Origin of the sequence: Adlercreutzia wanghongyangiae (assembly GCF_035989245.1) — a bacterium.
In the GTDB taxonomy this organism is placed as follows: Bacteria; Actinomycetota; Coriobacteriia; order Coriobacteriales; family Eggerthellaceae; genus Adlercreutzia; species Adlercreutzia wanghongyangiae.
In genome coordinates, this window is the sequence record NZ_JAYMFF010000032.1 from 1 (window position 1) to 13,012 (window position 13,012).

Sequence of the window (13,012 nt, forward strand, 5' to 3'; positions counted from 1 at the left end):
CGAACTCAGCCGAACGTGTCCAGCTGAGTCTTGAGAAAAGAAGGTGGTGTACGGATGAACTTAAAATTCAACGGCCCTCATTGCCTCGAAGCACACCTGCGGAACCCTCGCAATCGCGTTGACTTTTTCGAGATAAGGGCTTACAATTGCTAGCTGAAGATTTGCTCGTAGAGCGCGAGCAACGGAATATAAAGAAAGCTCACGAGGAAGATTTTGGTCGTAGGGCGCGACCAACGAAAACAAAAGAAAGCCCACTGAGAAGAGCGCCCTCCCTGTGAGGGCGCTCTCACTATAAGGAGGGGCTGCGTGAACAGAGTACGCTTTTTGGACAAGCAAGGAAAGCCACTGCGGTATTGATTATTCAAAAGCAGTTGTTATCGAGAGCGATGAATTCATCGACACCCGCCGTACGCCCCGAATCAGGGACAACGAGTTCGATGCCTTGCGCGGCAAGGAGCACGACATCTACCGAGGTTTTCTTTCTTATATCGCTCAATACAAAAAAGCAGTACGAAGCGGGCATCCTCGATATCGCAATATGATTGCATTCTCTACGATGCAGAATTACGAGGACATTATCGGACTCTGATCTCGCGGGCATGCATCGCGCCAAACCATCCTCTAGAGATCACAAGTTAGAAGATCCAGCAGCGAAACCGTTGCCCTGCGTTTTAAGGGCTAAGGAAAGGTGTAGAAAGAGAAAATACCCCGGGGCGCTCCCTGTCGTGGCTCTCTTCTTACAATATGGATCTACGATCTATATTTATAAGAGAGCCACGACAGGGAGCGCCCTCGGGGTGGTGTTCTTACGTTCTTCATAGTGGCATCCTCCTGTTGTTGGTTTTGAACTCAGTTTTGCAATGGTGCGTTCATTCTCGAACGCATTGGGGCGAAAAAGAAACCCCGCCGAAGCGGGGTTTTCGTTAGGTTATTTACAATTAGTGGATAGATAGTGAATAAGTTTTATGCCCAGTATTCGGCTACATTCCATCCACCACATGAGGGGCAAGAGCCGCCAGTGCTGTGTCCGTGCCAGCCGCAGTCAAGGCAATCGGCAAGTGCGGTTGCACCAGCGTTCATCTCGCTGTCGTGGCTGGGCTCAGGCTCGGGAGCAGGAGCGGGCTCAGGGGCAGGTGCAGGTTCAGAAGCCGAACCGCCGCCATTGGAGCCGCTGTTGGAAGAGCCGGAGCTGGAGCTGCCGGAATTGCTGGACGAGCTGTTGCCGCCCTTATTAGACGAGCCAGAGCCGCCATTGGAAGCCGATTCGGACTTCTTCGGGGCGGTTTTGCCGGAATCCACGGAGGCCTGGGCCTTGTCGGAGGCCACGTAGCGGGTCTCGCCCGAGGCGGTCCTCACGGCGACGGTGCCCTCGGGCGCGTTCGCGTCATCGACGATCTCCCCGCCGTCGAGCGCGGCCTCGTCGAGGGCCGCCTCCTTGGCCTCGATGGCCTTGCGGGCATTCTCGCTGGCGCGAGCGGCCTGCTCTGCGGCGTAGGCAGCCTGGCGGTCGGCCTCGGCCTTCTCGCCTGCGGCCTTCACGGCATCGTTAGCAGTAGCGGTCACGAGACCGGGAGTGTCGAGGTCAGGCACATAGTTCTGGGAAGCGCAGCCGGCGGTAACGCCAGCAGCGGCCAGGGCCGCGACCATGGCCACGGCGATTACGGTGTTCTTTGCGTTCTTCATGGTTAACTCCTTCTCTCTTCCGAGTTTTAAGATGCTATAAGTGCGAGGACGAAGGCTTCCACTTCTGGGAGGACCGTTTTGGCCTCCAGTGCTGTGTTTGCAAGCACATCAAAATCCTGCGGAATGCGCATGGCCATGAAGATGCCCGGCTCGCAAGTCCATGTGAAGCCATCATTGTCGATGCTGTTGCGGATGCCACGAAATGCCAAAAGCTGCAATGGGTCGTCATTTCGTTTGACCTCTATCGTCGTTATCGGCGACATGTGCGATACATCAACGTCCCAGGGTCCATATTGATAGATGTGCTCGATGGTGTCAGGGAGCAGTGTGAAGTCCTCTTTGAGAACGAATTCCATTAGCCATCTCCTTCCTCTCACTACCCTTTGCTCCCCGCAACGTAAGCGCTGGGAACGAACCGTATCTTAGACGGACAGAACATACCGCCCGTAAGATTTACGGGCGGTATGCGTACTGCTAGAAGAGGGAATTGCGGTGCGGATTCACCTTGTCGGCGATATCGCCGGTATTCTTGGCGACTTGGCCCATGCTGCTAGCAACCTGTCCCATGTTGTTCGCGATAGAGGCCGTGTTGTTGGCCACATGGCCGCTGTTGGCGGCTGTAACCGAGTTCGCCGCCACATTGGCGAAGCCGGCAACAACCTGCAGCTTTTGCAGCCGGTTATTTTCCGCCAAACGAGCGTCGACCGTCTGCTCCAACTGGGCGGCAAGCTGCGTCTGACGAGCCGCCTCAGCCTCCATGTGGTTGCGATGCAGGTACTCCTCGTACAGATTTATCGCTTCCTTAAGAGTATCGGCCCGCTGGTTGTCCACCGCTTTCGCGAAAAACGACGCCGCGTCCACCGAAACATAGCTGGGCGGATACCAGGGCTCCACTTCGGCACGCCACGCCAGGCTCACCATCTCCATTTGCTGAGCCAGGTCATTCAGCCGCTCGACCGTATGCTGATTGTGACGAACGGCGTTGTCCATCTGACGCGCGAACTCGGCCTCCTGGGCGGCGGTGGCCGCATCAATCCGCTCGTTGTCCCTCTGAATCGATTGATTCACCGTCTTCTTAATGACAAACGCAATAACGAAAGGGCCGGCAAGCGTTACGACCATCACAATGATGCCGCCTATCAAGCGCACCGCATCGTTTCCCCACCCCGCGAACTGGAAAGCCTGGGTCAGCATCGGGTTCACGCAGACAATAATGGCCGCAAAACCGATAAGAAGGCACAAGAGAAACCTCCCCGCGCCCCTCCATTCCTTCTTTTTCTGCTGTGCTGGAGGAAGCGCGGGTATCTGATGGATGATGCCCGCTCTTAAAGCGGCGTCTTGCTGCTGCAAGCTCACGAAGTCGTTGAGTATCTGGCAGGCGTGGTGCAGATTTGCTTGCAGGTCTTCTCGGGTGGTGGGTTGGGTCATGCGGGCCTCCTTGCGTGTGGGTGCAGGTGGAAGGCCCTCAATGAGGAGAGCGTCCACCTCGATTGCCACATCGCAAAGCCTCTGCATACACAAGTAAGCTCTGAACGGAGACGCTCCCCAGCATCTCTTGCTCATGCATGCAGAGGTAAGCCCCTAGAGGGGCAGGCTATTACGATGTGGCGTTGCCGATTGTAGCGCGGAAGCCGAAGAGTGTCTAGAAATCATCCTCGCCGAACAGCGCACGGAAGCGCTCGGGGCAGCCAGCGGGCGCGAACACGTTCGTAGCCCGGTAAAACGCCAGGCTGGTGTTGAATTGCGGCTCGGTGGCGCATTCGTCGCGGAAGGCGATGAGGGCGTTGGCCACGGTGCGGGCCAACGAGGGCTCGGGCGGCAGAACCTCCAGGCTCATGTTGTTCAGCTGCGTGTCGCTGGCACCGGGGCGCTCGCGCACCAGCGGGAAGGGCAGCAGCTCCAGGTCGGGCTGATCGCTGCGGCGCACAATGCCCAGCAGGAACGACGGTCGGCCGAGGCGACGCACCTTGTCCCAAGTGGACGGGCTGCACCACACGTTCAGGGGGTGTTCGCCTTCCAACAGGTCGATGCCCAGAAGGTACAGGCCCGCGCCCGTGCGGTCATCCAGCGCCAGGGGCACCAGCACGTCGGAGTAGGCGGCGGGCTCGGCCGCGAGGGCGTGCCACAGTTGGACGATTTGGGCGTGCAGGGTGTCCTGGGCGGGTTGGGGTGCGGGGGACGCGGTCCCGGGTGCGGGCGGGCTAAAGCCCGCCCCTACGGAGGGGGTGTCGACGGGGCTTGTAGGGGCGGCCTTCAGGCCGCCCGCGGCGGTGGCGTAGTAGCGTTCTACCAAGGCCAGGGGGACGTCTTTCAGACGCGGTTTAGGGGCGGCGGTTACGATCGCAGACGCCTCATCCTTTTCCGCTTGGCGGGCGCGGCGGTCGGCTTCGGCAACGGGGTAGCCCGCATCGTACAGCCAGGCTTCGGCCTCGGCTCCCACCAGGCAGGCGATAAGGCGCTCGTACTGCTCGCCTTCCAGGCAGAACGACGGCCAGGCGGGCGTGCGCTGCTTGGCGTAGTCGGCCTCGGCCAGGTCGCGGCGCGTCTGGCGCTCCTGCGTACTGCCCAGGGCCGCCTCTCCCGCAGCGGCGTCCAGGGCGCATTCCATAATGCGCTCGCACAGGTTGCCGCGCCGGCGCGCGGCCGTGCCGTCGGGAGTGCGGGCCAGGGCCTCCTCGGCCAGGCGACACAGATCGTTCGGGGCCAGGAGCGGCTGCGGCCGCAAGTGGCCGTGAAACACCAGCCATCGCTGGGCCTCCAACGCCTCGCCAGCGGCCATCAGCTGCTTCAGGCGCACGCGAAACGCCTGGCCATGTTCTTCATACTTGTAATCGCCCAACTGCGAGCCCAGCGGGTCGGCGCGGTGGGCGCGGTAGTCGTCGCGCAGGAATTCCAGCACGCGCTCGCGCAAGCTGGCCATGCTACTCCCCTCCCCCGGCCAGGCGGGCGCGCACCCGCCCCAGCAGATGCACCGCCTCGTCGGCCGTGGCCTTGCGCGCCAGCAGACTTCTGCCCTGCTGCACCAGCACCGTTTCCGCGGCACGTTCCACCCGGTCGGCGAAATCGGCGGGGCAGCCCGGCCCTTCGAAGAGCTCCTCGCGGAAGGCCCGGTAGTTCTCGCACAGCTCTTCCGCCTCGGTGAAACCGGCGCGCCATGCGTCCAAACGCTCGCGGATGCGCTGGTGCCGAAGCGCGTCTTCCTGAGCGGCGGCCTGTTGGGCCTCCGCTTCCCAGGGCTGCATGCGAGCGGCCCGGTCGACCAGCTCGTCCCAGTGCGCCTGCACCGCCGCGCGGTTGCGCTCGGCCACCTCGGCGTCCACCGCGCCGGCGGCCACGGCCGCATCCAGCTCGGCAGGAGATACGGGGAACAGCTGCGCCGTGCGCGCCTCGTCGGAGAACAGCTCGGGGTCCAGCGCCGCCGCCCAGGCGCGCAGGTGGTCGGGAATGATCTCCGACACCGGAGCCTCCGTCAGCGCCCCGTACACGTCGTCCATCATGGAAAAGAAGTCGTCGGGGCGGGGCACGCCCTCAGCCAGATAGTCGGTGCCGTCGTACAGTTCTTCCAGAAGCAGCAGCCGCTCGCGGCCCCGATGGCGCTGCACCGAGCGGCCCAGGGCCACGATGTCGTCCATGGCGCCCGCGTACCACGGCGTGGCGCCCGCCAGGGGCACCGCGCAGGCGAAAAACGACGCCACCAGCGCGTCGTGCTCGCCGGGCGGGGCCGGGGGCACGGCATCCAGGGCGCTTCCCCGGTAATGGCTGAACTGACCGGCGTCCTTCAGTGCGTCGATGGCCCCGTTCAGGGCATCGGCCTGCACCAGCTGCTGCACCAGAGCGCGGCGACCCGCCGGCGCGGGCGGGGCCAACTGGCTTAAGGGCGTTCCGCGGCCGGTGAGCAGCGCTTCCACCTCGTCCATGCGCTCGCGCAGCTTCTGCTTGCGGCGCACGACCAGGGCCAGCTGCTCGACGGTGAGGTGGGAGTTGCGGGCCATGAGGGCACCTTTCGATCAGGCCCCGCGAGAGGGGCGCTTCCTTAGTTGGCTTGTATTGTAGCGCCCCACCCCCTTCCCCACAGCTAGAACACCTCCACCTGCCAGTCGCCGACGGCCGCCTCGGGCAGCTGCGCATAGGCGGGGTGGTCTTCCAGCCGGTAGCGCGGCAGCAGACGGCCGCCCGTGCCGTCCTCGTACAGGAAGGCGGCTCCCACCGGCATCTTCAGGATGCGGTCGGGCAGGCAGTTCGACAGCGCGGCGATGTAGTTCGCCGTGGTCAGGTCGTGGCCGCCCAGGTACAGGATGTGGGCGCAGTTGTTCACGATGGTGCGCGCCCGCGCCGTGCCGTACAGGGCCTCCAGCTGCGTGAGGCTCTGCAGCACGATGCTCACCGCGATGCCGCGCGAGCGGATGACCGACGTGATGTTGTCGAAGTCGGGAATGACGGCGCTGGCGGCGAAGTCGTCCAGATACAGGCGCACCGGCATCGGCAGGCGGCTGTTTGGGCACAACTCGTCGGCATAGCGGCACAGCTCGTTCATGGCCTGGGCGTACAGCAGGTTCACCAGCTTGTCCATGGACCGGTCGGTGTCGCTCACGGTGAGGAACAGCGCGCAGCGACCGGTGGCCAGGCGCCTGAAGTCGATGCGCTGATCGCTGCAGTACAGATGGTCCAGGGCGGAGAAGGCCAAGGGGCTGAGATGCTGGGCCGCGACGCCCACGATGCTGGCGAGCATTTTTTCGGCCATCGCGCAGCTTAAGGTGGTGGAGAACTTGCGCACGAACAAACTCTCGGGGTTTTCCGCCTTCACCTGCTTCAGGGCCTCGTCCATCTGCTTGCTGTCGGCGCTGATCACGCGGTTGAACACATTGCCCAGGTTGTGCTGGTACTTGGGCATCCATTCCACGGCGTAGGCAATCATGGCCTCCACCAGCGTGCAGGCCGCGTAATCCCAGAACGGGTCGTTTTCTTTTTCCACCGGGCACAGCGTGTGGGCGATGCGCAGCACGTCCTGCTCGTGCAGCTGGCCGGTGTACGCGTCGGTGCGCACGAAGTCGAGCGGGTTGTAGCCCACGGTGCTGTTCGCCACGTTGGCGAAGTCGATGGACATCACCTCGTAGCCGGCCGCGCTCAGCGCCGGGCCCACCTCGCGCAGCAGATTGCCCTTGGTGTCGGTGATGATGAAGCTCTCGGGGGCGTTCTGCTCGGGCGGCAGCGCGTTCTGCAGCAGGTTGGGCTTGATGTAGCTGCGAGTTTTGCCGGCGCCGGTGGGCCCGATGATGAGGTCGTTGTTGTTGAGGCCGGTCTTGCGGGTGTCGTTGGACACGCACGCGCCCTCGCCCAGGATGCGGAAGGACTCGTCGGCCCACGACTCGGAGCCGTCGGGGCGCCGGGGGTGCTGAAGGGGCGGGAAGCCCACTGAGGCCAGAAGCGCCTCCAACTCGGCCAGGTTGCTGCCCCCATAGGCGACATCGTCGCAATCGGCGGCGTCGTTGCACCAGGAAATGCCCTCGAAGCCAAGTCCGTCGTCTTCGTCGCCATCCCAGGGATGAGCATCGGGATCGTCGTCGTAGAGCGTGACTTCGCTTGCCCAGCTTATGGTCTTCTCGGCGGCGCTGGCATCGCCGCAATCGGTGCCGCTGTCGACATCGGCCAAGAGGTTGATGCCATCGTCGGGGTTGCTCGTGAAGTCGGTCATGGTTTCCTCCTTTGAACGGGTGGGGCTACAGAGCGGTGATCACGCGGTCGGCCAGGCCGAAGGCCACGGCCTCGTCGGCCTCGTAGTAGGTGTCGTGGGCCGTCACTTCCAGCACTTCTTCCAGGGTCTTGCCGGTGTGCTCGGCAATCACGCGGCCCGTGATGTCGCGGATGCGCATGAGGTTGTCGCTGAGGGCCTTCAGCTCCAGGGCGCTGCCGCCCGGCTGGGCCAAGGTAAGGGGATCGTGGATCATCACCTGGGAATGGGGCAGCATGTCACGCTGATTGCCGGCAACGAACAGCAGCGCCCCCATGCTGGCGGCCAGCCCCAGGCACACCGTGCGGATGGGACAGCTGACGGCCTTCATCACGTCGTACACCGCCAGGCCGCTTTGCACCGCGCCGCCAGGGCTGTTGATGTACAGCGTGATTTCCGCATCGGGGTCCTCCCGCTGCAGGTAGCGCAGCTGCAGGCACAGCGCGTCGGCGGCTTTATCGTCGATGGGGCCGACGCATTGGATCTCGCGCTGGCGCAGCATCTCGTCCTCGATGCGGTACGAGCTGATGCCGCTGCTGGTCTCGCGCAGAATAAGAGGGGTAACTGCCATGGATGCTCCTGTCTTCCCGGCGGGCCGCGCCCGCACTGTTCGTTGCAGGGAGCATTATGGGATGGGGGAAATTAGGCATCGTAAGATTTACGGGCGGGTGCGGGCGGGCTGAAGCCCGCCCCTACAGGGGGGCGGCAAAATTCGTGGGGGTTGGGGGCAGATCCGTAGGGGCGGCCTTTAGGTCGCCCTGAAGACGTAGGAAGATGCATGGCGAAGACCCGCCACTTGGGAGTGCCGATGAGGCCACTCCCTACCGCGCGGGACAAAAAGGAAAGGAGCCCCGAGAGGCTCCTTCCTGTCGCATCTGTCGCTGCCAGGCCTGCTTGGCGCGGGCTCGGCTGTACTTCGCCGAGCCGTGGGCGCCATGGCCACAGGCGAATCCGTTGTAGCGCGGCTTTCCCGCCAGCGTCGCCTCCTCGGACGACTGACGCCACACTACCTCGCCCTTCGGCTTCGGCACGTGCACCGGCACCGTCTTCTTGCGCTTCTTCGACATATCCTCTCACCTCCTTCGCACACAACTTTCAACGATCCCATCCTACACGCAAAATGCCACCTCCCGTCAACGAACCACCCTGTTTTTGCACAAGATCTCGAGTTATTAGCGTCTCAGAGTGCCTTTTTGCCCCCCATTTGCATGTTTTACGTTAATTTCTCTTAAAAGCGTCTCGCACAGAGGCTCATAAATCGCGATCTCGTGCATATTCCGCCGGTTGGCTGACCGCAACCATGCAAAAAGCGGCCGCCCCGAGGGACGGCCGCTTTCGAAATGCGAAGTTTCCGCTGCTGAATTAGAACTTGCGGAACTTGTCGGCCGGGGTGAAGCAGATGGGGCACTTCTCGAAGTCGTCGCCCTTGTGGATGTAGCCGCAGACGGGGCACAGGTAGTAGGCCTCGTCGGTGGGAGCGTCGATGTTGTTGTAGGCGTCCATGTACAGCTCGGCGTGCACGGCCTCGGCGAGCTTGGCGCGGGTGAACACCATCTCGGCCTTCTTGTTGCCCTCCTCCTGGGCGACCTTGATGAAGCTCGGGTACATGTCGGAGGTCTCGTAGATCTCGCCCAGGGCGCCGGCAATGAGGTTCAGGTCGGTGGCGATGCCCTCGGCCTCGGGGGCGGCGGGACGCTCGTAGCCCGGCTCGATCTCGCAGATCACGCCGGCCTCCAGGCCGATGTGGATCTGCTCGGCGGCGCTGGTGGCCTCGAACAGGCGAGCGATCTGGTCGAAGCCCTGCTCCTTGGCGGCCACAGCGCAGGCGGCGTACTTGGCCGACGCGCCGGTCTCGCCGCAGACGGCGGCCTTCAGGTTATCGAGGGTGGTGCCCACCTCGGTGATGGACTCGGGGACCACGTTGAAGTTGCTGGAGTTCTCAGCGGTGGGGATAACGTCACGCAGATTCATGGAATCGCTCCTTCTAACTCGTCTTCTTGCTCGGCAGTCGAATTGTTTGCCGCAAGACAGTATAGTGCGCGCAACACCCGAAAGGCGACGGAACCGCAGGGGCTTCACAAACCCCTTATTTCGCCTCGCCCAGGCTGCGCGCACGTCCTTACGGCGGCCATTCGCCTGGGGCCATTATGGGCCAGCGTCCCTGGTTTTTCCCTGCATCCGGCCCCATCCGTTGCGGTTTCGTAGCATACTGGGCGAGAACATTCGGAACCTTCAGGGAAAGGGGCTTTTCGTGGAACGCGACGTGGCCTGGAAGAACTACGACGAGGCGGCGCTGGACGAGCTTGAGACGCTGGCGGCCGACTACATCGACTTCATCTCCGAGAACAAGACCGAGCGCGAGTGCGCCACCGCCGCCATCGCCGCGGCCGAGGACGCCGGCTACGACTCGCTGGCCGACCTCATCGCCGCCGGCACGCCCGTGGGACCGGGCGCCAAGGTGTGGGCCTGCGCCCAGGGCAAGGCGGTCATCCTCGTGCACGTGGGAGCCGCGCCGTTGTCGGAGGGCATGAACATCTTGGGGGCTCACATCGACTCGCCGCGGCTCGACATCAAGCAAAACCCGCTGTACGAGGCGAACGACTTCGCGCTTTTGGACACCCACTACTACGGCGGCATCAAGAACTACCAGTGGACGGCGCTGCCCTTGTCCCTGCACGGTGTGGTGGCGACCACCGACGGCACCGTGGTGGAGGTGAACGTCGGCGACGATGCGGGCGACCCCGTGTTCTGCGTGACCGACCTGCTGCCGCATTTGGGCGCCCAGCAAATGGACAAGAAGGGCTCGAAGGTGGTGGAAGGCGAGGATTTGGACCTGCTCGTAGGCAACCGGCCGCTCGTGAGCACCGCCGACTCCCCCAACTCCAAGGAAGTCGAAGATGACAAGGCCCCCAAGGACCCGGTGAAGGCCCACGTGCTGGCCCTTCTGGCCGACAAGTACGGCATCACCGAGGAGGACTTCCTCTCCGCCGAGCTGGAAGCGGTGCCGGCCGGCCGCGCCCGAGACCTGGGACTGGACCGCTCCATGGTCATCGGTTACGGCCAGGACGACCGCGTGTGCGCCTACACGTCGCTGGCGGCCCAGCTGGCCTTGGGCGACGACATCCCGGCCCGCACCGCCGTGTGCGTGCTGGTGGACAAGGAGGAGATCGGCAGCGTGGGCGCCTCGGGGATGGCCTCTATGTTCTTCGAGAACACCATCGCCGAGATCATGGCGCTCGCTGGCGAGGAGGGGGCCCTCGCACTGCGCCGGGCGCTCACCCGCTCGCGCATGCTGTCCTCGGACGTGTCCGCCGGCTTCGATCCGGCCTACGCGAGCGTCTTCGAGGCAAAGAACTCCGCCTATCTGGGCCGCGGCCTCGTGTTCAACAAGTACACCGGCGCCCGCGGCAAGAGCGGCTCCAACGACGCCTCGGCCGAGTACGTGGCCCAGCTGCGCCGCATCATGGACGACGCGCACGTCAGCTTCCAAACCGCCGAGCTGGGGCGCGTGGACGCGGGCGGCGGCGGAACCATCGCCTACATCCCGGCCAAGTACGGCATGGACGTCATCGACTCGGGCGTGCCGGTGCTTTCCATGCACTCCCCCTGGGAGGTCACCAGCAAGGCCGACATCTACGAGGCCCGCCGCGGCTACGAGGCCTTTCTGCGCGCGTAAGAACGCCGGGCGTACTTGCGAGTCGATTCTCGCTCGACAGTCGGAGGGAAAGCAGACGGCTCTTCTCCGTAGGGGCGAACCTCAGTCCGTCCTCCCAAGCGCGAACAGGACGTGTAGCATAATTGCGGGGCGGCTGAAGTCGCCCCCTGCGGGATCGGTCCGCACGCCAGAAATTCTACGAGCTCAGCCCCATATCGCTGAGCGCAATCAGAGTGCAGCCCGATTGTGCTGCCGCTTCGCGGCATTGGTCGGTGAATCCGCTTTTCGAGAAGAGGAAGAGGCGCACTTCCCTACCATCCGCGATCAGCCCAGCTCGGTGCTCCAGCGTTCGGAGAACATCGACATCCGAGAGCTTGTTTTGCCACTTGCATTCCCCGCAGATCATAGAGCCGTCGTCGCACAGCGCGACAATGTCGAGCTCGGCTCGCTCTTTCCTCTCATTGTCCGTTCCCCACCAGCGCCCGATGTCGTTTATCAAGGGGATGCCCGCCTCACCCATCGAGCTCACGAGCCACTGTCGACAGACGTCTTCGAAAACCGGCCCAAGATACGTCGAGAGGTGGTCGTCCGCGATAAGCCTGGCCACTTCCTCGGAACGCCCCGCCTGCAACGGCGTGAGATAACGGGGCACGAAGCGGTACCAGAAACGGAACAGGTTATCGGAAAGCACATAACGCATTTTCTTCCGATTAGCGTCAACAACGGGCTGCTCTTGACAGACAACACCGAGCTCCATCAGCCCTTTGAGGTAGGCTGTTATCGTAGCTTTATCGATCCCCGCTACGCTAGAGATATCCGAGAGCCGCCCCTCCCCGCTGGCGATGGCGCGAATGATGGCATTGTAGCGCGCCGGCTCCCGCACTTCCTGTTGAAGGAAGGAGTCCGGCTCGCCGTAAAGGAAGCTGTCGGGCCTCAAGACATTGTGCGCGAGATTCTCTTGCAAACTCAAAGATCTGTCGAATTGCTCGAGGTACAAGGGAATGCCGCCGGCAATTCCGTACCAGGAGACGATTTCCTCGAGTCCGACGCCTTCAAGCAGCCGCGATGCCTGAACAATATCGAAGGGCATGACCTTGATCTGCGCCGTTCGCCTCCCGTAGAGAGGGCTCTTATAGCCCATGACCTGGTGCTCCATAAAGCTCATGGACGAGCCGCACAGGATGAGGAACAGCCTGCTTTCCTCATGCTCCCCGTCGATACAGTGCTGGAGCAAGGAAGAGGCGGCCCGATAGCTTTGCGCCAAATAGGGATACTCGTCAATAACGAAGATGAGGCGCTGTTTACGCGCAAGCTCGAAAATGTACGCGAAGGCGCGATCGAAGCTCTCGAAAACGGGCGCCGGCCTGTCGGACTCCCGCAGCGCGCCGCCGGACTCGAAGCGAGCGATGGCCTCGCTGAGCGCTATCAAGTTCTCCCGCTCAGTCGATTCACGCGCGGAGAAGAAGATTGCCGGCTTTCCTTCGACGAAATGAGCAATGAGCGACGTCTTGCCCACGCGACGACGACCGTAAATGACCGGCATCTGGAATTTGTCCGTCGCATAGAGCCTCTCAAGAGTTGCCATCTCGCGTTCTCGTCCAACAAAGGGCATGGAAATCTCCTTCTCAATTTTGTTGTATCGTAATTATACTAAGTTCATTACAACAAATTCAAGAAACATCTCACAATGAGAACGGTCCACGAAAAGCGGCCCTTGACGGACACGAAGCGCGACAGAAGAGCCGGCAAAATGGAGGACCCCCGGATAATTCCGAGGGTCCTCTGCATGTAAGAAGAGCGAGGGAGCATCGCGAAGCGCGCGCTATCACTCCTTAGGCAGTGATGACGGTGCCCGTCTCGCCGCGCAGGCCAGCGGCCGCGCACTCGAGCGAGGTGATGAGCGCCTTGCCCTCCGGGAAGGCCTCCACGTACTCGATGCAGGCCTC

General features: G+C 62.7%; 11 protein-coding genes and 1 pseudogene. 1 reads left to right on the plus strand and 11 read right to left on the minus strand.

Annotated features, from left to right (window positions below; genetic code table 11):
• Nucleotides 1-963: 963 nt before the first annotated feature.
• The 9 genes from VIN30_RS11355 to ngr all read right to left on the minus strand — a co-directional run bounded on the left by VIN30_RS11355 (nucleotide 964) and on the right by ngr (nucleotide 9,382).
• A complete protein-coding gene (locus tag VIN30_RS11355; protein WP_338211619.1) occupies nucleotides 964-1,683 on the minus strand; it encodes a hypothetical protein in 720 nt (239 codons plus the stop codon).
• Nucleotides 1,684-1,709: 26 nt separating this feature from the next.
• A complete protein-coding gene (locus VIN30_RS11360; protein WP_326425426.1) occupies nucleotides 1,710-2,039 on the minus strand; it encodes a hypothetical protein in 330 nt (109 codons plus the stop codon).
• 118 nt (nucleotides 2,040-2,157) lie between these two features.
• Nucleotides 2,158-3,111 carry an AAA family ATPase gene (locus VIN30_RS11365; protein ID WP_326425428.1) on the minus strand — a complete coding sequence of 318 codons (954 nt, stop codon included), beginning with the start codon at nucleotides 3,109-3,111 and terminating at the stop codon, nucleotides 2,158-2,160.
• A gap of 214 nt (nucleotides 3,112-3,325) precedes the next feature.
• Nucleotides 3,326-4,603 (minus strand): hypothetical protein, encoded by a 1,278-nt coding sequence (locus tag VIN30_RS11370; RefSeq protein WP_338211620.1) that lies wholly within the window; start codon nucleotides 4,601-4,603, stop codon nucleotides 3,326-3,328.
• Between the two features lies 1 nt (nucleotide 4,604).
• The gene (locus VIN30_RS11375; RefSeq protein ID WP_338211621.1) at nucleotides 4,605-5,675 is read right to left on the minus strand and encodes a hypothetical protein; all 1,071 of its coding nucleotides are present in this window, start codon (nucleotides 5,673-5,675) and stop codon (nucleotides 4,605-4,607) included.
• Between the two features lie 83 nt (nucleotides 5,676-5,758).
• Nucleotides 5,759-7,375 (minus strand): VirD4-like conjugal transfer protein, CD1115 family, encoded by a 1,617-nt coding sequence (locus VIN30_RS11380; protein WP_338211622.1) that lies wholly within the window; start codon nucleotides 7,373-7,375, stop codon nucleotides 5,759-5,761.
• 25 nt (nucleotides 7,376-7,400) lie between these two features.
• Nucleotides 7,401-7,982, minus strand: coding sequence for a ClpP family protease (locus VIN30_RS11385; RefSeq protein ID WP_338211623.1), 582 nt, complete (start codon nucleotides 7,980-7,982; stop codon nucleotides 7,401-7,403).
• A gap of 250 nt (nucleotides 7,983-8,232) precedes the next feature.
• Nucleotides 8,233-8,478, minus strand: coding sequence for a hypothetical protein (locus VIN30_RS11390; RefSeq protein WP_338211624.1), 246 nt, complete (start codon nucleotides 8,476-8,478; stop codon nucleotides 8,233-8,235).
• A 295-nt stretch (nucleotides 8,479-8,773) separates the two neighbouring features.
• The gene (ngr, locus tag VIN30_RS11395) at nucleotides 8,774-9,382 is read right to left on the minus strand and encodes a nigerythrin (protein ID WP_338211625.1); all 609 of its coding nucleotides are present in this window, start codon (nucleotides 9,380-9,382) and stop codon (nucleotides 8,774-8,776) included.
• 280 nt (nucleotides 9,383-9,662) lie between these two features.
• Here ngr and VIN30_RS11400 point away from each other — a divergent pair, with 280 nt between their 5' ends.
• Nucleotides 9,663-11,087 (plus strand): aminopeptidase, encoded by a 1,425-nt coding sequence (locus VIN30_RS11400; RefSeq protein ID WP_338211626.1) that lies wholly within the window; start codon nucleotides 9,663-9,665, stop codon nucleotides 11,085-11,087.
• Between the two features lie 175 nt (nucleotides 11,088-11,262).
• On the opposite strand, the gene VIN30_RS11405 is transcribed toward VIN30_RS11400, so the two are convergent.
• Nucleotides 11,263-12,678: an ATP-binding protein gene (locus VIN30_RS11405; protein ID WP_338211627.1), complete on the minus strand. Its 1,416-nt coding sequence runs from the start codon at nucleotides 12,676-12,678 to the stop codon at nucleotides 11,263-11,265.
• Between the two features lie 220 nt (nucleotides 12,679-12,898).
• Nucleotides 12,899-13,012: pseudogene (locus VIN30_RS11410) on the minus strand (carbamate kinase); the annotation flags it as partial.

What these genes read in the sequence shown, in the direction of transcription:
- VIN30_RS11355 (WP_338211619.1), bottom strand. Translation starts at nt 1,683, where the DNA reads ATGAAGAACGCAAAGAACACCGTAATCGCCGTGGCCATGGTCGCGGCC.
- VIN30_RS11360 (WP_326425426.1), bottom strand. Translation starts at nt 2,039, where the DNA reads ATGGAATTCGTTCTCAAAGAGGACTTCACACTGCTCCCTGACACCATC.
- VIN30_RS11365 (WP_326425428.1), bottom strand. Translation starts at nt 3,111, where the DNA reads ATGACCCAACCCACCACCCGAGAAGACCTGCAAGCAAATCTGCACCAC.
- VIN30_RS11370 (WP_338211620.1), bottom strand. Translation starts at nt 4,603, where the DNA reads ATGGCCAGCTTGCGCGAGCGCGTGCTGGAATTCCTGCGCGACGACTAC.
- VIN30_RS11375 (WP_338211621.1), bottom strand. Translation starts at nt 5,675, where the DNA reads ATGGCCCGCAACTCCCACCTCACCGTCGAGCAGCTGGCCCTGGTCGTG.
- VIN30_RS11380 (WP_338211622.1), bottom strand. Translation starts at nt 7,375, where the DNA reads ATGACCGACTTCACGAGCAACCCCGACGATGGCATCAACCTCTTGGCC.
- VIN30_RS11385 (WP_338211623.1), bottom strand. Translation starts at nt 7,982, where the DNA reads ATGGCAGTTACCCCTCTTATTCTGCGCGAGACCAGCAGCGGCATCAGC.
- VIN30_RS11390 (WP_338211624.1), bottom strand. Translation starts at nt 8,478, where the DNA reads ATGTCGAAGAAGCGCAAGAAGACGGTGCCGGTGCACGTGCCGAAGCCG.
- ngr (WP_338211625.1), bottom strand. Translation starts at nt 9,382, where the DNA reads ATGAATCTGCGTGACGTTATCCCCACCGCTGAGAACTCCAGCAACTTC.
- VIN30_RS11405 (WP_338211627.1), bottom strand. Translation starts at nt 12,678, where the DNA reads ATGCCCTTTGTTGGACGAGAACGCGAGATGGCAACTCTTGAGAGGCTC.